The following is a 19,893-nucleotide window of genomic DNA, read 5'->3' on the forward strand; positions in this document are numbered from 1 at the left end:
CGTGACGTTTAAAGGAGTAATGCGATGGAACAAGACAATTTCGAGAAAAAACTGGTCGACGCCTACGACAAAATGATGGCTCGGGTCCATGATCTGCTCGACGATGCCGAAGAACAGGCCATACCTACCCTGCAACGTAATATCGACAAAGCGCGACACCGGGCGGTAGAACTGCGTGAACTGTCTGCCGAAGAAGCTGACAAAGTCGCAGCCTATGTCAAACGTGACCTGCAGGAAGCAGCGGATTACCTGGATAAAACCGGCAAAGAGCTGTCCAGCTGGTTCAGCTTTGATCTGCGCCTGGTCGAGGAACGCATGCTGGAATTATTCGCTCGTGCAGCCGATAAAACCAGGCTCGAATGGAGCAAGCTTGCCAGTCAGGCCAAATGGTCACAGGAATATCATACTGGCGAAATAGCTGCTGTCGGTACCCTGGTGTGTACTGATTGCGGCTGCGAAATGCATTTCAAAAAAACCAGCCGGATTCCGCCATGCCCGAAATGCCATAAAACCGTCTTCAAACGGGCACGCAAAGTTTGAACCAGGTCTAGTCTTCCACCTCTTCCCAATGCCAGGCCCCCAGGTCCAGCAAACCAGACAGGGCCTGCATGGCTGAAGGCTGTTCCCGCAGTATTTTCAAATCGCTCAGTCCCAGCGGCTTGTCCCCGGTTAAGCTAGCCAGTGCCTCAGTAGCCTCCTTGTCCAGGCTGACGCTTTCACCGGCCGCATAGATTCTGAAATCGGTCTCGGTCTCCAACCAGACAAGGCGAATATAGGCATTTCGCACCAACCTCTCTCCCGCCAGCATTTTCTCACTCACTGACGCCTCATCCAGCGGTTCGTTGGTGCTGAGATCAGCCAGCCACTCCAGGCTGGGTTTGGTTTCCGTCAGCAATCTGCCAACGGCATCGCTGATCACGTGATCCGAATGTTCAATCAGGTTCATCAGGCTCTGTTTGAAGCGGCGCAGCGCGGCCGTATCTACATGTTTTTCATCGTCAGCGACCTGCAGTCCGGGGTCACGATAACGTTGCTGACCGACGCCCTGTTCAGTCAGGGTCTGCATAAAGGCATCCAGTATTTCCAACTGGGTTGGCGCCCGGAAACCAATCGAGAAAGTCATACAATCATTCAAAGCCACACCATGATGTGCAAAATGCGGCGGCAGATAGAGCATATCCCCTGGTTGCAGATCCCAGCTTTCATCAGGGTCAAACTGTCGCAGAATTTTTAAATCCAGGCTGTCAATGTAAACGGCTTCCTGCACCGGTTCATGACTGATTTGCCAGCGACGTGTACCCATCGCCTGCAGCAAAAAGACATCATAACCGTCTGTATGAGGACCCACACTGCCGCCGACGGGTGCAAAGCTGACCATCAAATCATCCCGGCGCCATTCCGGAATAAAGTTGAACCGGCGCATAATCGGCGCCAATTCCGGCACATGTTTATCAACATCCTGAACCAGCAAGGTCCAGTGGGATTCGGGTAATCTGGCATAATCAGTTTCGCTGAAAGGCCCATGGCGACATTGCCAGGGACCGGTTTCACCGACTTCTTCAATAAGACGGGATTCTACCTCCTCTTCACAGGCAAGCCCCGCCAGTTCATCAATACTCAGAACCGGATCAAAACCGGGCAAGGCCTGGCGAATCAGTAAAGGTTTCTTCTGCCAGTACTGCGTCAGAAACTGCTGTTGGCTAAGCTCGCTGTTAAAAAAGGCTGTCATCGTTGTCCTGCATGAAACTTCAATTGCACTGTGGCCGTGTCGCCACTGCCATCGATCTCTACCCGACTCAGGCCGGCATAAGGTACCGCGAGGCGGTGGATTGACTGTAATGGCATATTCAACACCTGTGCCAGAATGACACGGATACACCCGCGTGGGTTACCACCAGCAAATGTCGCTGCGGTTGGTCCAGCAATAAATCCTGCCACGCTGCCAATACGCGCTGCTGAAACGTCACCAGCGGCTCGACACCGTCTGGCGTAAAACTGACCGGATCATGCTGATAAGCCGCTACAGCCTGTGTATTGTCTACTGCCAGTTGATCTGCATTTAGCACTTCCCACTCGCCCATGACCCTGTCGCCCAATCTGGGCTCATAAACGAGCAGCAGACCCATCTGCCGGGCTGAGTCCTCAGCAAAACTGGCACAGCGCAATAACGGTGAAGTGACGATCTGCTGCCAGGGTAAATCACCGGGAGCTGTCTGCGAAGCTGCACCCAGCCCGCCGGGCTCAAGGGCCTATCCTGCTGCCCCCGGTATTGCTCACCTCCCTCTGTCTCACCATGACGTAGGAGATCAATCAGCGTTGTCTGTGCCTGCCTTGCCTCCATCCTTAACTCCTGTGCAGATGAAAAGTGGCTCTATTTTCAGCAGAGGCACATCCTGTTTTCCGCTTAAGCTTGGCTTGTCGCTGACGGTCATGTCCTGAAGTCAGTCTTCCGGCTCGACGCTGAAAACGACATTATTCAATGCCACAATACGCACTTTTTTACCTGCGGGGCAATCCGGCCCCTGCACTTTCCAGCTTGAATCATCCAGCCGAATCTTGCCGATACCGTCAACGATAGGTGTCTGTAAAGTCACCAGCCTGCCAATGTACTGCTCACCGCGCCGGTTCAGATTAGGTTCATCACTGAGGATGGGATTTTTCAGATAGTAATGCCGCCACATGACGATACTGAAGACCGATAACAGAGCGAAGATCAGCAGCTGAATCTGCCAGGTCATGCCCGGCACCAACAGCAGCGCCAAGCCGGTCATAAATGCCGCAATGGCCATCCACAGGGCAAAAAAGCTGGGCACCAGAATTTCGATAATCACCAGCAATACTGCAAAGATCCACCAGTACCAGAAGTCGATTTGCCAGGACATGATCAGGCTCCTTTTTTAGCGAAGGCTTCTCTGGCCAGTTCCGTGATGCCCGCCACCGAACCAATGACATTGCTGGCTTCCAACGGCATCATAATCACTTTATGGTTATCAGCAGATGCCATCTCTTTCAGGGCTTCCACATATTTCTGTGCGACAAAGTAATTCACTGCCTGAATATCGCCCTTAGCAATCGCCTCAGACACCATCGTGGTCGCCTTCGCTTCCGCCTCGGCGAGACGCTCACGGGCTTCCGCATCCCGGAATGCCGCCTCCCGACGTCCCTCGGCTTCTAATACGGCCGCCTGCTTTTCGCCTTCGGCACGCAGAATCTCGGCCTGTCTGTGGCCTTCGGCATCGAGAATATTAGCGCGTTTTTCCCGCTCCGCTTTCATTTGCCGGCCCATCGCTTCCACCAGATCCACCGGCGGGTCGATATCCTTGATCTCTATCCGGGTCACTTTAACACCCCATGGCGTGGTGGCATCATCGACCACACCCAGCAGGCGGGTGTTGATTTCATCACGTTTTGAGAGCAGTTCGTCCAGATCCATCGATCCCATTACGGTACGAATATTGGTCATGGTCAGATTGAGAATGGCATTGTCCAGGCCGCTGATCTCATAGGCAGCCTTGGCCGCATCAATGACCTGAAAAAACACCACGCCATTGACCCTGACCATGGCATTATCTTTGGTGATGATTTCCTGCGAAGGCACATCCAGCACCTGCTCCATCATGTTAATTTTGTTACCGATACTGTCGATAACCGGCACAATCAGATTAAGACCGGGCCGCAGTGTCCGGGTGTAACGACCGAAACGTTCAACGGTGTATTCTCTGCCCTGACTGACCGATTTGACGCCCATCAGAACGATGACAACCGCCAGGACTAAAAAGAAGATGACGAAACTTGAAAATCCATCCATCTGCGTGCTCTCCAGGTTTAATCAGCATTGATCAGGTCGATAATAGCAGCAAACGGCTATCGGGCGTATTACTTGAATATTGCCTGTCGTTCGATGGACAATAAGCCGGAACTACAACAGTAAGGTTGCCATGAATCTCAATACGCTTTTCGCACGCCTCGCTCTGCTGGCCACCCTGTCCCTGCTGAGTACCACAGCATTGGCCCAGCAGTGGTATCACGTTGAACTGGTCGTCTTTGAACGATTCAGTGGTGCCAATGCCGAGCACTGGCCGGTGATGAATAACATCCGCAGCGGCAGCCTCAGTCCGCAGATGGCGAATAATCAGATTCAGCCGGCCCGGGTGGAAACGCTTGCCGGGGTTTCTCAACGCTTACAGAATGCGTCGAATTACCGGGTGCATTATCACAAAGCCTGGCAGCAACCCATGCTGAGTAAGGGCAGCGCCCGCTCTGTTCAGATCAATTCTGATAATGGTCTGGTAGAAGGGTCGCTTAAGCTCTATCGGGTCAATTACCTGCATGCTGATATTGATTTGTGGTTCAAGGAGAACGCGGGGGCGGCCCGTAACTGGGGAACAGCTTCGCCTGATGGGATTGAGCTGGGTGGTCCCCGCAATCCGCATCTGGCACAGATCCGCCGGATTAAATCCAAGCAACTGATTTATTTCGATCATCCGCGAATTGCGGCGATTTTACAGCTGACGCCGGTAGCCGCTCCGGCTTCGGCAGTATCTGAAACACCGGAAAGCTATTCCCTGCCTGAAACTAGCGAAGCGACGGAAGGCCAATAACGCCGGCTATCAAGGCCCGCACATTATCGATACCGCCGGCAAGTGTCTGCTCGATTTCCGCCATGCTGAGCTCAGACCCGGTGACGCCGGCGGCCCAGTTAGCTACCACCGCCAGCGTCGCATAGGGAATACCGGCCTCTTTCGCCAGGTAGGCCTCAGGCATGCCGGTCATACCCACCAGATCACAGCCATCTTTAGCCATGCGGCGAATTTCGGCAGCCGTTTCTAATCGTGGACCCTGCACCGCACCATAGGTACCGCCATCTACCGGGTTGAGCGTCAGCTTTCGTCCTGCCTCAAGAATCGCTTCACGTACCGCCGGGTGATAGGGATAAGTGAAATCGATATGTTTGTCGGCGCTGAAGGCATCACTGAAAAAACTCACCTCGCGACTGTGGGTGTAGTCAATCAACTGATCGGGAACCGCCAAAGTGCCCGGCCCGTATTCCTCACTGATCCCCCCTACTGCAGCAACAGCCAGAATATGACTGACGCCAAGCTGTCTCAAGGCATCAATATTGGCGCGGTAATTAATCCGGTGTGGTGCGATGTGGTGGTTGTCGCCATGGCGTGGCAGGAAGACGACCTGATGCTGATTCAGCCGGCCAATTCGCAGCGGTGCCGAGGGCATACCGAAAGCTGTTTCCATGTCACGACTTTCGTCGATTTGCAGACCCGGATACTGTGACAGACCACTGCCGCCGATTATACCGATCAAGCTCATACCGATGACTCCCTGACCGCATAAATCGCCGGCAGGTTACGCCAGTAACCGGCCATATCCATTCCGAAACCAAAGACATAACGGTCAGGCACTGTGAGGCCGAGATACTCCGGTAACGGCCCCATTTTATCTTTCCGTTTTTTATCCAGCAGACAGGCACATCTCACTGAGGCAGCTCCGGCTTCGTGACAATATTCACGTAATGCCGCCAAGGTCAGGCCTTCATCAAAGATATCCTCAACGAGCAGCACATGGCGATTATTTAAATCAATGCTTGGTTCGGACTGCCAGACCAGTTCGCCACCCACCGTCTTGTCGCCGTAACGACTGGCATGAATGTAATCCAGTTCCAGTGGAAACAGCAGTCTGGGCAGCAAATGGCCGGTGGTCATCACCGCCCCATTCATTACACAGAGCACCACCGGGGTCTTATTTTTGTAATCACCGGTTAAAGTCCGGGCGATTTTATCCAGTGCCTGGTTGATAGCATCCATATCATAGAGCAAGTCAGCCTGCGCCAACATGGCCTCGTATTCTGTCATCTTATTTTGTTCCTCTTGGCTGAAGGGCTCGCCGATCTCTCATATAATGTCAGATTTAGTTACAGGATAAATCATGCGCCGATTCTGGCCGCTCATCATATTCGTCGTAATACTGGTCCTTATCGGGCTGCTCAGTCTACGTCAAGCCCCGACGCCACAGCCACAGGCTGAAGCCGATTATGAACGCATTATTTCGCTGGCGCCCAGCATCACCGAAACCCTCTATGCCATTGGTCTCGGTGATAAACTGGTGGCCGTCACCGATTATTGTGACTATCCGCCAGCTGCCCGCGAACTGCCCAGGGTCGGCGGATATACCGACACCAGCCTGGAAGCGATTGTAGCCAGGCAACCAGATCTGGTCATCATGCTCGAGGGACAGCAACAACTGCGTCAGCAGCTTAACCAGCTGGATGTCAACACGCATAGCATCGATAACAGCAGCCTGCTCGGCATCCAGGCCGCCATTGCCAGCATCGGTCAGGTGACCGGCCATGAGCGACAGGCCGACGATCTACTGGCTGATATTGAACAGCAAATCACAGCCGTGCGGGCCAAAGTCGAATCACAACCACCAGTGCGTACCCTGGTTTCCATCGCCCACTATGTTAACAGCGACCAGCTCGAAACAGTTTATGTCGCCGGTCAGCATGATTTTTACAATGACCTGCTCAAGCTGGCCGGTGGCGTCAATGTCTATCAGGGCACGCGGGTCATGGTGCCTTCGGTCAGTGAAGAAGGCCTTATCCGCATGAATCCGGATGTTATCATCGACGTTTTTCCTGAAGCCGACGACCATCACAGCAATATGGATCAAGTCATGCAGCAGTGGCAGCAGTTAGAGACCGTCAACGCCGTACAATCGGGCCGGGTTCATATCATTCAACGCGACTACGGCAGTGTGCCCGGACCACGGATATTTATGTTGCTGCGGGACTTTGCCCGCCTGCTGCATCCGCAACTGAACTGGAACGAGGCTGACCATGATTGAAGTCAGCGAGCTTCAGGTCCGTCTGCAGGAGAAAACCCTGTTATCGGATATCAGCTTTTCGCTTGATGCGGGTCATTATCTGGTCGTAGTGGGGCCTAATGGTGCAGGCAAGAGCAGCCTGCTTAAAGCAATGATGGGCATTATCGATAAGGATGGCGGTGAGATTCTTTTCCATGATCAGCCACTTTCCGCTTATTCACAGCGTGAACTCGCCCGGCTGGTCAGCTATGTGCCGCAAAGCAGTGGCCGCGAGCTGCCGTTTGCGGTGGAAGACTTTCTTAAAATGTCACGTTACGCCCACCACAGTGCTTTATCAGAATGGCAGCCCGATGATCAGGCAGCGGTGGAAGACGCTTTGCGGATTACAAATACCAGTCAGTTTCGCCAGCGCCAGATGACAACCCTAAGCGGCGGTGAAAGCCAGCGGGTGATGATTGCGGCCGCACTGGCACAGCAAACCCCGATCATGCTGCTGGATGAACCCACCAGCTATCTCGATCCGCATCATCAGGTTGAAGTGCACCGGGTCATTGCCCGGCTGAATGAGCAACTGGGCATTACGGTGATTGAAGTCAGCCATGATATTAATCATGCAGGTCAGAAGGGTCGGCAGGTACTCGCGCTGGCTGACGGCCAGGCGGCATGGCAGGGACCGGGAGAAATATTTCTGGAAAAAGGACGTTTGCATCGGCTCTATCAGCAGGATTTTGTTTTTGTCACTCACCCTATCAGTGGCAGAACCATCGCACTGGCGGATCCACTATGACAGAAAGCGCCAAACTGACCCTGCTGTCACTAGCGACTCTGAGCATCCTGCTGCTGGCCCCGTTTGCCGGTCTCGGCGATATTGCTGATGCCGCGATCAGACAACATATTCTCTATGACATTCGCCTGCCCAGAACGCTGTTTGCTTTTGTTGCCGGTGCTGGCCTGGCCTTGTGTGGCATGGTATTTCAGGCCATGTTTCATAATCCTCTGGCCACCCCGTTTACGCTCGGCGTTGCCAGTGGTGCTTCATTCGGTGCCGCCTTAACAGTCTTTCTGGGGCTCAATGTTTCTCTGCTGGGCTTTGATGCAGTGACACTCGGCGCTTTTATCGGTGCACTTGCTGCCATCAGTTTTGTCTACGGGATTAGTCGGCTGCACTACAGCTTTTCAATCGAGACCCTGCTGCTGACCGGTGTGGCGACCAGCTTTTTCTTTTCCAGCCTGATCCTCTTCACCCAGTATCTCAGCAACATCAACGACTCCTTCAGAATTCTTCGCTGGTTGATGGGCGGACTCAGCATCAGCGGTTACCAGTCTCTGCTGCAACTGTTACCGATAGTCGCTTTCAGTGCCGGCATCATGATCTGGCTCGGCCGTGAACTCAATCTGCTTATGGCCGGTGACGAGATCGCGATCAGCCGCGGGGTCGCGGTTAAACGGGTTCGCTACCTGCTGTTTTTGACGACGTCACTCTGTGTCGGGGCCATTGTCGCCCTATGTGGTCCTATCGGCTTTGTCGGCATGATGGTGCCGCATATCTGCCGCCTGATTATTGGCACCGACCACCGCTGGCTGATCCCGGCCACCCTGATTTTCGGCGGCGGCTTTCTGATTCTCTGTGACACCCTGGCAAGGCTGGTGATTGCCCCGGCCGAATTACCGGTCGGCATCATCACTACCCTGCTGGGCGGACCGTTTTTCCTATGGCTGCTGGTGCGCAGCCGCCGTTCGGCTTGACCCTCCCCCACCCGCATGTGATCATCAAATCAACACGGGCAGTACAACATACACGAGGCAGCTGTGACGGCAAGGAGAGGTCTGGTTCTGATGGTTCTGGTGATGAGCCTGATCTCACCACCACAAGTCTATTCTCTATCTGATAACTTACCGATTCCGGATCACCCGCAACTGGCCCTATTTACCGATAATCATGAGGCTATATGGCTGAATGGCCTGCAGCTCACTGATAAGGGCCATGAAGCGCTAAGCTTCATATCCAATGCCGCCCAGCATGGGCTTGATCCCGAAGACTATCACCTGAGCCTGCTGCAGCAGTTGTCACAACCGGACAACATCGAGCGAGCGCGCTACTTTGATGTTCTGCTGACCGATGCGCTGCTGGATCTTATCCATGATCTCGCGATAGGCCGCCTGGATCCGGCTAAAGCCGATCCACAGTGGCATATTGACCGTGACAGCGTTGATCCCGCCTCAGTCCTGCAAAATGCGTTACTCAGCCCGCATCTTCCCAACACACTGAACCAGCTGTTGCCAAAATCCACTCAGTATTACCAAATGACCGAAGCGCTGTCACAGTACCGTCGCTATGTTGATCGCGGCGGCTGGGCTCGACTGCCTGATATGCCGTTGCTGAAACCGGGCTCAGAACATCCATCGGTACCTGCGCTGAGACAGCGGCTGTCGATAGAAGATGCCTACCTCACCCGGCCGGAATTTGACGGTTCAACGCAGTATGACGAACGACTGGTGCAGGCGGTGAAGGCTTTTCAGAAAAAACACGGTCTGAAACAAGACGGCATAGTAGGCCCGAACACGCTGGCAGCGCTGAATATGTCCGCTCAGGATATGGTCGATAAAATCCGCATCAATCTTGAGCGTTTCCGCTGGCTGCCGGATAATCTGGGTGACCGCTATCTACTGATCAACCTTGGCAGTTATCAGCTGACGGCAGTCGAGAACAATGACATCAAACTCAACATGAAAGTCATTGTGGGGAGAGAAACCCGCTCGACCCCCAGCTTCAGCAGCGCGATGACGCATATTGTTATCAACCCCTACTGGAACGTACCGCACAAACTGGCGAGACGGGATCTTCTGCCCAAACAGAAAGCCAATCCGGATTATTTCTTTCTCAATGACTTCAATATTTTCCTGCGCGAAACCGGCTTTGAAACCCAGGTTGACCCCTATCTCGTCAACTGGGATGAGATCAGCGCCAACGATTTTCCTTTCCGCCTGCAGCAACGGCCGGGTGAGAATAATGCACTGGGGCGGATCAAATTCATGTTTCCCAATCCATGGAATATTTACCTGCACGACACGCCCGACAGAGCGCTGTTTGACGAAGCCCAGCGTAATTTCAGCTCTGGTTGCATCCGGGTAGAAGAACCATTGGCACTGGCCGAATTCAGCCTTAACCGAAACGATGCGCGCGATTATGTGATCAGCAAAATAGAAAGCGGCCGCAACCTCGGTGAAAAACTGGAAACCCGCTTACCGGTCTATGCGGTCTACTTCACCGTCTGGCCCTATGATAGCGAAGTTTTCTTTTCGTCCGATCCCTACAAGCGTGATCAGCGAATGGTTAAACACTTGTAACAACAAAACTTTTGGTTATAATTGTTCAAATTTTGAACAAATCAGAGGTGGCCTTATGCTGGCAAAGAAGGGCAAAAAATCTCCCTATATCGACGGTGAGACCTGTGAATTCAGACGCCGTTTCCTGCAAATCGGATTAGGGGCCACAGCCACTCTGGCCATGCCCAATGCTTTTGCCAATGTATTAAAACAGCCGGAACGCACGATCGCCCTGATGAATCTGCACACCGGGGAACAGGTCAAGGCCACCTACTGGGCCGAAGGCGACTACCAGGCAGACGAATTACACGCCATCCATCGCGTGCTGCGCGATCACCGCACCGGCGATATTCATGAAATTGATCAAAACCTGATTGAAATGCTGAATCTGCTGCATCATAAGATGCACGGTAAACAGCCCTTCCATGTGATTTCCGGCTATCGCTCACCAAAAACCAACCAGATGCTGCGGAAAAACAGTGACGGTGTGGCCAAGAAAAGCCTGCACATGCAGGGTAAAGCGATTGATGTACGCCTGCCCGGCCGTCAGCTTGATGAGCTGCGCAAAACGGCGCTGGGCCTGAAAGTCGGCGGTGTCGGTTATTATCCGGGCTCGGAATTTATTCATATCGATACCGGCCGGGTACGTAGCTGGCAGGGTTAAGTCTTACTTAAAATCCTCGAGCTCATCCATCAGCCTTTCAGCAAGCTCCCGGAAACGCCGCATTTTTTTGTAATATTCCTTGCTGAAAGTCTCATGTTCGCGCTGCATATCCTTGTGGTTACGGGCCATCATTTTATGCAGGTGCTTATTCTTTTCAACTTCGATATGGGACGGGCAGTCCTTTAGACATTGTTTTTCCAGCCCACAGCGGTAGCGGTTTAGATCTTCATTGTGTTTGTCGATGCGCGCTTTGTGAATATCAAGTTTGGATGAATGTTCGGGCAAGGCTTTTTCAAGCATGTAAAGCAGCGCCACCAGACGCTGGGTTTCATGCTGCCAGTACTGGATTTCCTCCTGCCAGCGCTCGTCATCCTGCTGCCACTGGTCATTGGTGAGCCTGAGCTGTTCCTGTTCGTCCATGGTTGAGTCACCCCCGCCAGTTATTAACAATGCATGGTGGTTGTGCTTTATTATTATCCGGTAATATTACGCCTCCGCATGAAAAATTAAAATCTCAAATACCGATTTAAAAACCCGCCTGTGGATTGACAGGACAGCCCTGCTAAATCCAAGTAAAATAACAGGTTTAAGTTAGCTCCTCAGGAAACACCAATATGGCCGAGATCGTCGTTTGCGCCCTCTACAAATTTGTCACGCTGGATGATTTTCAGACAAAGAAACAGCCTTTGCTGGACTTCATGCTTGAGCATGACATTCGCGGCACTTTGCTGCTTGCCAAAGAAGGCATTAATGGCACGGTTGCCGGTTCGCGCAGCGCGATTGATGCCCTGCTCGACTACCTGAAAAAAGATCCGCGCCTTGCTGAAATCAGCTTTAAAGAGTCCTACACCGACAGCTCGCCGTTTATGCGCAGCCGCGTCAAGCTCAAAAAAGAAATTGTCACTATGGGTGTTGAAGGCATCGACCCCAAACGTGTGGTCGGTACCTACGTCAAACCCACCGAGTGGAACAAGCTGATATCTGAACCGGATGTGTTGTTAGTCGATACCCGTAACGATTATGAAGTGCAGGTGGGTACCTTCAAAAATGCTGTGAATCCGAAAACCGACAGCTTCCGCGAGTTTCCTGAATACGTGAAAAGTCATCTGGATCCGAACAAGCACAAGAAAGTTGCCATGTTCTGCACCGGTGGCATTCGCTGCGAAAAGTCGACCGCCTATCTGAAAGAACAGGGCTTTGAAGAGGTTTATCACCTGGAAGGGGGCATTCTCAAATACCTGGAAGATGTGCCACACGATGAATCCCTGTGGGAAGGTGAATGCTTTGTGTTTGATGATCGTGTGACGGTCAATCATAAGCTGGAAAAAGGCGATTATGATCAATGCCATGCCTGCCGCCTGCCGATAACCGATGAAGATAAACAGAGCCCGTTGTATCAGAAAGGCGTCAGTTGCCCGCATTGCTATCATCAGACCACTGATGATCAGAAAAGACGTTATGCCGAGCGGGAAAAACAGATTCAGCTTGCACGCCAGCGTGGCGAAGCCCATATCGGTCAGGAAACCGCAGAAGCCGCTGAACTGAACCGCCAGAAAAAACGGCAACGCCGCGAAGCTGACAAACTGGCAGCCGAGAAAAAGCAGCCGCACTGATATGCGTCATCTGTTTCTCAGTCTCTGCCTTTGCCTGATTACGTTCTCGTCAGCGGCGCAAACCAGGCCGGCAGCGATCGCCAGCGCTCATCCACTGGCCACGCAGGCAGGCTTTGAGATTCTGCAACAGGGCGGCAATGCCTTTGATGCAGCAGTGGCCATCACCGCGGCACTGGCCGTGGTGGAACCGGCCGGTTCCGGCCTTGGCGGTGGCGGCTTCTGGCTGCTGCACCGTGCCAAAGATAATCATCAGGTCATGATTGATGGTCGTGAGATGGCGCCGGGCAATGCGCATAAGAATATGTACCTGGATGCGAAAGGACAGTTTCAACCGACTCTGCCACTCAATGGTCCACTGGCAGCCGGTATTCCCGGCATTCCCGCCGGGCTGGTACATTTAAGTCAGAAATACGGCTCACTGCCACTGTCGACCAGCCTGCAGCCAGCTATTGATTATGCCGAGAAAGGCTTTACGGTGACGGAAGGCTACCAGCATCTGGTCGGTTTTCGTCGGGATACCTTGCGTCAGTATCCAGAAGCCGCAGCCATTTTTCTGGATCAGGGCAAAGTCCCGGCCATTGGCAGCCAGATCCACCAGCCTGATCTGGCAATCACACTTAAAACCCTGGCCAATGAAGGGCATGACGGATTTTACCAGGGTGACATTGCCGACAAGCTGGTTCAGTCGGTTCAGGCACATGGCGGCATCTGGACCCGGGCTGATCTGGGCAAATATCAAATTATTGAACGCCAACCGGTTACCGGCCAGTACCGTGGCTACGCTATTACTTCCGCGGCCTTGCCCTCATCCGGCGGTATTGTGCTGATGCTGGCGCTGAATCAACTGGCCGCGTTTGACCTGCATCAGGCTGACAGCACCCAGCGCCGGCACTGGGTCGTTGAAGCCATGCGCCGCGCTTATTATGATCGCAGCCGCTATCTGGGCGATGCAGATTTTATTGCTATCCCCGACTATCTCACCAAACCGGCTTATGGCCTCAGGCTGAGTCGCAGCATTGATGATAAAACAGCGACGCCCAGCCAGGCACTGCCAGTTAATGAAGCTGCAGGTGAAAACACCACCCATTTTTCTGTGATTGATCAGCATGGCAACCGGGTGGCTGCCACCCTGAGTATCAATTATCCCTTTGGCTCCGGCTTTGTTGCCGAAGGAACCGGTGTGCTGCTGAATGATGAAATGGATGATTTTTCAGCTAAAGAAGGTACGGCCAATGTCTATGGTCTGGTGGGTAATGAGGCCAATGCTATCGAACCATACAAACGGCCCTTATCCAGCATGTCGCCGACTTTTATTGAAAACGATGAGCGTTTGATGATTACCGGTACCCCCGGGGGCAGCCGGATTATCAGTATGGTGTTATTAAGCCTGCTGGATTTTGTCGATGGTGACTCTGCTGACGAGATCGTCGCTGCACCCCGTTACCATCACCAGTATCTGCCAGATCATATCCAACTGGAAAAAGACGCTTTCAGTGAAGCGGAAATCCATGCGCTGCAGCAGCGCGGCCATGAAATTAAACAGCTCAACCGCCGCTATGGCGATATGCAAATCCTGATTGTGAATAAACAAAATGGTCAACTGGATGCAGCCAGTGATCCACGTGGTGAGGGTCTGGCTGAAGTCAAACTGATTAAGCCTTAAACCACCAGGTAATTTGCCGCGGCATTTCTCCCTGTCGTGCCTGGGCCAGTGACGCCGTCTCCAGGATAATGAGAATCACGATGGTCAACGAGATTGGCAACAGACTGAACCAGCCCAGCACGGCCAGTTGAATTCCTCGCATCACTTCATCGGCCTGTAGCAGCAGGAAAAACCAACCCAGCCCGAATAGCGCCAGCGATACCAGGTAAGCCAGCAACAGATAACGGCCTCGGCGCCATGCCAGCAGCCAGTGGGCATAGATCAAATCCGGCTGAGTACGTTTACCAGCTCGGCGCATGATAGAAAGGATGATACCAGTCGAAATCAGCATCGGCAGACCCACAATCAGCCACAGGATTTCCGTGTTGAACAAAATGGCCGGTAGCAGAAAATGCACAACAGACAGATTAAACAGCAGCCTTTCATGTGCATCGCTGGCCTTTTTGGCATCTTCAGTCATCACTAAGACCTCCCAGTTCAGTTACCTTTTCGACTCTCCGCCAAAGCGCTGGTTTCCAGCACGAACAAAAGCAGTACCATCAACAAAGTCGGCACCACCGCCAATCGGCTGAATATCACCAGGATGATCGACGCCATATTGTTATCAGCCTGAAGCATCGACATTAAAGCGCCCAGCAACATAATGAAGGCTGACACGGCATAGGCATAAAGTAACCAGCGACAGTGCTTCCAGGCCAGTTGCCAGTGATGTTTAATCTTATCAGCGGCAAAATGATGGTGGCGTGCATACCAGCCAATCCAAGCGATGCTGGCGAGCGACCCAGCCAGCGCCAGACTGAGCAGAGGTAGCAATAACCCCGAGGCCAGCGCTACAATCGGTATCAAAAGATGAAACAAGGCCAGGTTCAGCATCATTCTTTCATGCGGAAGGCTGGCGGGCAGGACTCCGGCTTGCATCTGTTTCCCTTGCTTAACAGGATAAAGCTTATGATGCCTCTGATTGACAGTCACTGTCATCTCGACTTCAGCGCTTTTGATGATGACCGTCAAGAGGTGCTCGATCACTGTAGCGAACTGGGTCTGACCCATATCATCGTGCCAGGTGTCACGCGGGAAAGCTGGCCAAACCTGATTGAGACCTGCTCTCATTCTGAGATGCTGCGACCGGCTTTGGGGTTACACCCGATGTTTATGGCTTCCCATCAGGTTTCAGACCTTGATGAGTTGCGACAGGCCGTCGAGACCCAGCAACCGGTGGCTATCGGCGAAATCGGTCTGGATTTTTTCCTCAATGGCCATGATAAAAACGCACAAACGGCGCTGTTTGAAGCACAGATTAATCTCGCTATCCAGTTCGGGCTGCCGGTGATTCTGCATGTCCGTAAAGCGCATGATGAGGTATTGAAGGTACTGCGCCGGGTCAAGGGTCTTCAGGGCGGGATTGTTCATGCTTTTAATGGCAGCATGCAGCAGGCCGAGTTTTATATGCAGCAAGGTTTTTTATTTGGCGTCGGTGGCGCGCTGACCTATCCGCGAGCACAGAAATTACAGCGTCTGTTCACAGATCTGCCCCTATCCTCCATCGTCCTTGAAACCGACGCCCCGGATATGCCGCTGGCCGGCCACCAGGGAGAGCGCAATTCACCGGCGATGATCCCGCAAGTGCTGGAAAAACTGGCTGAACTTCGTGATGAGCCAGCACAGCTTATTGCTGAGACGACCAGCAGCAACTGTTTGAAACTGCTGAAGCTGGCTTAAACACGGCCAAGGAGGGCAGCATGAATTATTCCTTTTATCGCAAAAAAGCTGCCGAACCATGGTAAACCTATCCTGTCTAGTAGGAAGTCAGCAGTTAGAATCATCGGAACATCAGGAAATCAGGCATAGGACTCTTTATGGCCCAAACCCAACTCGACGCTATTCTGGCGAGTATCAATCATGTCATTCTCGGTAAGCATCATCCTATTAAACTGGCCCTGACCTGTCTGCTGGCCAGAGGCCATCTGCTGATAGAAGATTTGCCGGGTGTCGGTAAAACAACACTGGCACATACCATTGCCTCCACATTGGGACTGACTTTCCAACGTATCCAGTTCACCAGCGATATGCTGCCTGCCGATATTATCGGTGTCTCGGTTTATGAGCGTGACAGTGGCCGCTTCAGTTTTCATCCCGGGCCTATCTTTACGCAGCTGATTCTGGCCGACGAGGTCAACCGGGCTTCACCGCGTACCCAGAGTGCCCTGCTGGAAGCGATGGAAGAACAGCAGGTCACGGTCGAGGGAAAAACCCACACCCTGTCCTCCCCCTTCTTTGTCATTGCCACTCAGAATCCCGCTAACCAGATCGGCACCTTTCCCCTGCCCGAATCACAATTGGATCGTTTCCTGATGCGGATTGAGCTGGGTTATCCCGATGCCAAGGCCGAACGGGCCCTGTTGCTGGGTCAGGATCGTCGTGAACTACTGCGTGATCTGCAAGCCGTGATCAGCGTCGATGACTTACTATCACTGCAAAATGCGGTCAGCGGGATTCATGTTTCCAGTGCGCTGGTCGATTATGTGCAAAGAATTCTGACCCATACCCGCGACTCCGGTCACTATCACAGTGGTCTCTCGCCCCGGGCCGGTCTCGGCCTGCTCCGGGCCGGACAAGCCTGGGCGTTGCTTGAAAAACGTGATCATGTGTTGCCGGAAGATATTCAGGCGGTGCTACCGAGCATTGTCAGCCACCGGCTGCAACGTCGGGAAGAAGACAGCCCTGAAGACTGGATTGATCAACTGATCCATCAGGTCGCGATTCCCTGAGTTATGGCCTCCGCGCTCGCAGAAATCTGGCAACGTCTCCGCGACAGCCAAAAACAGCGAATTTATATCCTGCCGACGCGAGCGGGTTATGCCTATGCGGGCCTGATGTTATTGATGCTGTTAGGCGCAATCAACTACAACAACAGTCTTGGCCATCTGCTCAGTTTCCTGCTGGTCAGCCTCGGGCATGTCACCATGCATCACAGCCACCGTAACCTGCGCCAGCTGACGCTCAGGGTCACACCACTGGAGCCGGTATTCTGTCAGCAGCTGGCACGTTTCAAACTCACCATCATCAACGAGGACAGCCGCGACCGATTCCAACTGGAGGTCGCGCATAAAAAGCAGCAGCCGGGAGCGCGCTGGAAAATTTTCAAAGCCTATGAGCCGATCCAGAAAGTCACTCATATCGAGGCTGACAATACCTGTTTCTGCACGCTGGAGGTCCCTACACAGCGCCGGGGGTGGCATTCACTCAATACACTGAGACTGGCCAGTCTTTATCCGCTGGGCTTGTTCTACAGCTGGACCCTTTACCCGCAGACCGCCAAAGTACTCGTTTACCCACAGGCCAAAGGCAAGCTGCCATTGCCTTCCCCACCCGCAGGCGGTAAACAGCGGCTCAAGGGGGAACAACTCGGCGATGATGATTTTGCCGGTCTGCGCAGTTATCGTGAAGGCGAGCCGATGCACCGGGTAGCCTGGAAGGCACTGGCCCGTGATAACGTCATGCGCAGCAAGCAGTTTTCCAGCCCGGAAGGTCATGAGTTACAGCTTCGCTGGCAGGATCTCGACAATCTTGTCGATACTGAAGCCAAACTGTCGCAACTGACAAACTGGGTGATGCAGGCTGACCGTGCGGGGCACCGTTATGGCCTGCAGATTCCGGGGACTCAGATCGAAGCGGATAGTGGCCCGCAGCATCAGCATCGTTGTCTCAAAACGCTGGCTTTGTACCATGGCTAAGGCAGATACCTCTCCCCATCATCACGCGATAAACCACCTTATCGCCGCCCTGTTTATCGGCGCACTGCCGCATTTTGTCTATCAACCCTTCTGGGTCGGCCTCGCCTTCGTCATGATGATCAGCTGGCGACTGCTGCACAGCTACCGCGGCTGGCCCCTGCCCGCCGCCAGCCGCTGGCTCAGACTCCTGCATAACGGTACCGCGGCATTGATGATCGTGCTGATATTCGGCCAGTTCGGCCTTACTATCGGCCGCGATGCGGGGGCCGCCCTGCTCACTATCATGCTGGCATTCAAGGTGGTTGAGATTCGCTCACTGCGCGATTATTACCTCAGCTGCTATCTCGGCTATTTCCTGGTTATCACCAACTTCTTTTACAGCCAGAGCATGCTGATGGTGGGATTGATGCTGTTGGTCGTTATATTGCTGACCAGTTGCCTCATCAGCGTTAACAGTGAATCTTCCGTCTTACCGATAAAACAGCGGCTCAAACTGTCGGGCAGAATGGTACTGCAGGCGCTCCCTGTCATGCTGATTCTGTTTGTACTGTTCCCGCGTATTTCCGGGCCCATCTGGGGACTGCCTCAGGATGCCGGCAGTACCACCACCACGACCATGAGCGAACAGATTACCCTGGGTGAATTACCGCCTCAGTCAGGCACTACGGGCATGAGCGAAGAAATACAGATGGGCAAAATCAGCCAGTTGATCCAGTCTGATGCCATTGCTTTCCGGGTAGAGTTTGAAAACGATGTATTGCCACCCTCACCGGAAAGGTACTGGCGGGGTCCGGTATTATGGCAAACCAATGGCACAGTCTGGTCTCCATTGCCAAAAAATGAACGCAATGATGCGGCTCCGCAGATCGGTATACGTGGGGAAGGCTATCAGTACACGATGACGCTTGAACCGCATAATAAACGCTGGCTGTTCGCACTGGATATGCCTACTGAAAAACCCTCGCTGGTGCCTGCTTTTCTGACCAGCGATGCCGAGCTGCACAGCCAGAAACGTATCAAAAACCGCGCCCAGTATTCACTGGAATCTCATACCGATTACCAGCTCAATCCCGGTGGCGATCCCAATTTATCGGCCGCACTGCAACTGCCGGAAAATAAGCATCCACGCACTCGCCAGCTGGCCAGCGAGTGGCTTGAGCAAAGTCAGGGACCGGAGGAATACATCGACCGGGTGCTGGCCTTCTTCAATCAGGAAAACTTTGTCTACACTTTGTCGCCGCCGATACTGCAGGGTGATACGGTTGATCAGTTTCTGTTCGAGAGTCGTGAAGGCTTCTGTGAACACTATGCCGCCAGTTTCACCGTGTTGATGCGCGCGGCAGACATTCCGGCCCGTATAGTGACCGGCTATCAGGGCGGTGAGGTGAACCCGGTCGATAATGTGCTCACCGTCAGACAGCGTGATGCCCATGCCTGGAGCGAAGTCTGGCTGCCTGAACGAGGTTGGGTGCGTATCGATCCGACCTCTGCCGTGTCCAGCCAGCGGGTCGACGAAGGTATGTCCAATATTTTGCCAGCTGAACGAACTTCGCCTCGTCTCATTTCGCAGAATGATGCGCTGGTTCGGGTCTGGCGAGATTTGAGAAATAACTGGAACGCACTGAACACAGCCTGGGATATCTGGGTCGTCGGCTATGGCCCGCAGATCCAGAAAGAGTTTCTGTCAAAGCTGGGGATGGCAAACCCGGACTGGCGCAAGATGGCCGTGTTCCTGACCCTGTTTCTGGCATTGACCGGCATCGTTATGTTGCTATTGTCCTATTACCGCCGGGCTCATCCGGATCCGGCAGTGCGGCTATATGCCCTTTTCTGCCAGAAACTGGCGCGCTTCGGTCTTATTAAAAATGAACATGAGGGCCCGCTGGACTTTGCCGCACGTGCGCAAAAAAAACTGCCGCAATATCAGCAGCAGATTGAATCCATCACCCGTCTCTACACCCAACTGCGCTACCGCCATGCCAGTGATGCCTTGCTGTCTGAGCTGGAAGCACAAATCAAACAGTTCCAGCCGCGCCGGTAAGTCTTGTCTCTCTG

General features: G+C 53.3%; 22 protein-coding genes. 13 read left to right on the forward strand and 9 right to left on the reverse strand.

Annotation, left to right across the window (positions count from 1 at the left end):
* Positions 1-24: 24 nt before the first annotated feature.
* On the forward strand, positions 25-540 hold the full coding sequence (locus FH755_RS02000) for a zinc ribbon-containing protein (protein WP_292438148.1): 516 nt from the start codon (positions 25-27) through the stop codon (positions 538-540).
* A gap of 7 nt (positions 541-547) precedes the next feature.
* Here the strand turns inward: FH755_RS02000 and FH755_RS02005 are convergent, their stop codons facing one another.
* From FH755_RS02005 to FH755_RS02020, 4 genes are all read right to left on the reverse strand, one after another.
* Entirely contained in the window at positions 548-1,729 is a 1,182-nt protein-coding gene (locus FH755_RS02005; RefSeq protein WP_292438150.1) for a cupin domain-containing protein, read from the reverse strand.
* Between the two features lie 118 nt (positions 1,730-1,847).
* Positions 1,848-2,165 (reverse strand): histidine phosphatase family protein, encoded by a 318-nt coding sequence (locus FH755_RS02010; RefSeq protein WP_292438152.1) that lies wholly within the window; start codon positions 2,163-2,165, stop codon positions 1,848-1,850.
* A gap of 276 nt (positions 2,166-2,441) precedes the next feature.
* Positions 2,442-2,882 carry an NfeD family protein gene (locus FH755_RS02015; protein WP_292438155.1) on the reverse strand — a complete coding sequence of 147 codons (441 nt, stop codon included), beginning with the start codon at positions 2,880-2,882 and terminating at the stop codon, positions 2,442-2,444.
* A 2-nt stretch (positions 2,883-2,884) separates the two neighbouring features.
* The gene (locus FH755_RS02020) at positions 2,885-3,808 is read right to left on the reverse strand and encodes an SPFH domain-containing protein (RefSeq protein ID WP_292438157.1); all 924 of its coding nucleotides are present in this window, start codon (positions 3,806-3,808) and stop codon (positions 2,885-2,887) included.
* Positions 3,809-3,938: 130 nt separating this feature from the next.
* Between FH755_RS02020 and FH755_RS02025 the strand changes: the two genes are divergently transcribed.
* Positions 3,939-4,601, forward strand: a complete 663-nt coding sequence (locus FH755_RS02025; RefSeq protein ID WP_292438159.1) for a CsiV family protein — start codon at positions 3,939-3,941, stop codon at positions 4,599-4,601.
* Here the strand turns inward: FH755_RS02025 and FH755_RS02030 are convergent.
* Together FH755_RS02030 and FH755_RS02035 are read right to left on the reverse strand one after the other, a co-directional pair.
* Positions 4,576-5,325: an S-methyl-5'-thioinosine phosphorylase gene (locus tag FH755_RS02030; RefSeq protein WP_292438161.1), complete on the reverse strand. Its 750-nt coding sequence runs from the start codon at positions 5,323-5,325 to the stop codon at positions 4,576-4,578. The two genes, FH755_RS02025 and FH755_RS02030, sit on opposite strands and share 26 nt — an antisense overlap.
* A complete protein-coding gene (locus FH755_RS02035; RefSeq protein ID WP_292438163.1) occupies positions 5,322-5,867 on the reverse strand; it encodes a hypoxanthine-guanine phosphoribosyltransferase in 546 nt (181 codons plus the stop codon). The genes FH755_RS02030 and FH755_RS02035 overlap by 4 nt, the downstream gene beginning before the upstream one ends.
* Positions 5,868-5,940: 73 nt before the next feature.
* Here FH755_RS02035 and FH755_RS02040 point away from each other — a divergent pair, with 73 nt between their 5' ends.
* The 5 genes from FH755_RS02040 (at position 5,941) to FH755_RS02060 (ending at position 10,828) form a co-directional block, all read left to right on the forward strand.
* Positions 5,941-6,858 carry an ABC transporter substrate-binding protein gene (locus FH755_RS02040; RefSeq protein ID WP_292438165.1) on the forward strand — a complete coding sequence of 306 codons (918 nt, stop codon included), beginning with the start codon at positions 5,941-5,943 and terminating at the stop codon, positions 6,856-6,858.
* Complete coding sequence (locus tag FH755_RS02045; RefSeq protein WP_292438167.1) at positions 6,851-7,624, forward strand: ABC transporter ATP-binding protein; 774 nt, start codon at positions 6,851-6,853, stop codon at positions 7,622-7,624. The genes FH755_RS02040 and FH755_RS02045 overlap by 8 nt, the downstream gene beginning before the upstream one ends.
* A complete protein-coding gene (locus FH755_RS02050) occupies positions 7,621-8,583 on the forward strand; it encodes an iron ABC transporter permease (RefSeq protein ID WP_292438169.1) in 963 nt (320 codons plus the stop codon). Before FH755_RS02045 ends, FH755_RS02050 begins: the two co-directional genes overlap by 4 nt.
* A gap of 63 nt (positions 8,584-8,646) precedes the next feature.
* On the forward strand, positions 8,647-10,185 hold the full coding sequence (locus tag FH755_RS02055) for a L,D-transpeptidase family protein (protein WP_292438171.1): 1,539 nt from the start codon (positions 8,647-8,649) through the stop codon (positions 10,183-10,185).
* Between the two features lie 55 nt (positions 10,186-10,240).
* Positions 10,241-10,828, forward strand: a complete 588-nt coding sequence (locus FH755_RS02060; protein WP_292438173.1) for a DUF882 domain-containing protein — start codon at positions 10,241-10,243, stop codon at positions 10,826-10,828.
* A gap of 3 nt (positions 10,829-10,831) precedes the next feature.
* Here FH755_RS02060 and FH755_RS02065 read toward each other — a convergent pair whose 3' ends face one another.
* A complete protein-coding gene (locus FH755_RS02065; protein ID WP_292438175.1) occupies positions 10,832-11,248 on the reverse strand; it encodes a hypothetical protein in 417 nt (138 codons plus the stop codon).
* A 194-nt stretch (positions 11,249-11,442) separates the two neighbouring features.
* Between FH755_RS02065 and FH755_RS02070 the strand changes: the two genes are divergently transcribed.
* On the forward strand, positions 11,443-12,441 hold the full coding sequence (locus FH755_RS02070; protein WP_292438177.1) for a rhodanese-related sulfurtransferase: 999 nt from the start codon (positions 11,443-11,445) through the stop codon (positions 12,439-12,441).
* 1 nt (position 12,442) lies between these two features.
* Positions 12,443-14,104 (forward strand): gamma-glutamyltransferase, encoded by a 1,662-nt coding sequence (gene ggt, locus FH755_RS02075; RefSeq protein WP_292438179.1) that lies wholly within the window; start codon positions 12,443-12,445, stop codon positions 14,102-14,104.
* On the opposite strand, the gene FH755_RS02080 is transcribed toward ggt, so the two are convergent.
* A complete protein-coding gene (locus FH755_RS02080) occupies positions 14,094-14,564 on the reverse strand; it encodes a hypothetical protein (protein WP_292438181.1) in 471 nt (156 codons plus the stop codon). The two genes, ggt and FH755_RS02080, sit on opposite strands and share 11 nt — an antisense overlap.
* A gap of 17 nt (positions 14,565-14,581) precedes the next feature.
* Positions 14,582-15,022, reverse strand: a complete 441-nt coding sequence (locus FH755_RS02085; protein ID WP_292438183.1) for a hypothetical protein — start codon at positions 15,020-15,022, stop codon at positions 14,582-14,584.
* Positions 15,023-15,052: 30 nt separating this feature from the next.
* Between FH755_RS02085 and FH755_RS02090 the strand changes: the two genes are divergently transcribed.
* From FH755_RS02090 to FH755_RS02105, 4 genes are all read left to right on the forward strand, one after another.
* Positions 15,053-15,823 carry a TatD family hydrolase gene (locus FH755_RS02090; RefSeq protein WP_292438185.1) on the forward strand — a complete coding sequence of 257 codons (771 nt, stop codon included), beginning with the start codon at positions 15,053-15,055 and terminating at the stop codon, positions 15,821-15,823.
* A 137-nt stretch (positions 15,824-15,960) separates the two neighbouring features.
* Positions 15,961-16,872, forward strand: coding sequence for a MoxR family ATPase (locus FH755_RS02095; RefSeq protein WP_292438187.1), 912 nt, complete (start codon positions 15,961-15,963; stop codon positions 16,870-16,872).
* A 3-nt stretch (positions 16,873-16,875) separates the two neighbouring features.
* Complete coding sequence (locus FH755_RS02100) at positions 16,876-17,838, forward strand: DUF58 domain-containing protein (protein WP_292438189.1); 963 nt, start codon at positions 16,876-16,878, stop codon at positions 17,836-17,838.
* Positions 17,831-19,879 (forward strand): DUF3488 and transglutaminase-like domain-containing protein, encoded by a 2,049-nt coding sequence (locus FH755_RS02105; RefSeq protein WP_292438192.1) that lies wholly within the window; start codon positions 17,831-17,833, stop codon positions 19,877-19,879. Before FH755_RS02100 ends, FH755_RS02105 begins: the two co-directional genes overlap by 8 nt.
* Positions 19,880-19,893 lie beyond the last annotated feature (14 nt).

Origin of the sequence: Methylophaga sp. (assembly GCF_009711715.1) — a bacterium.
Lineage (GTDB): Bacteria > Pseudomonadota > Gammaproteobacteria > Nitrosococcales > Methylophagaceae > Methylophaga.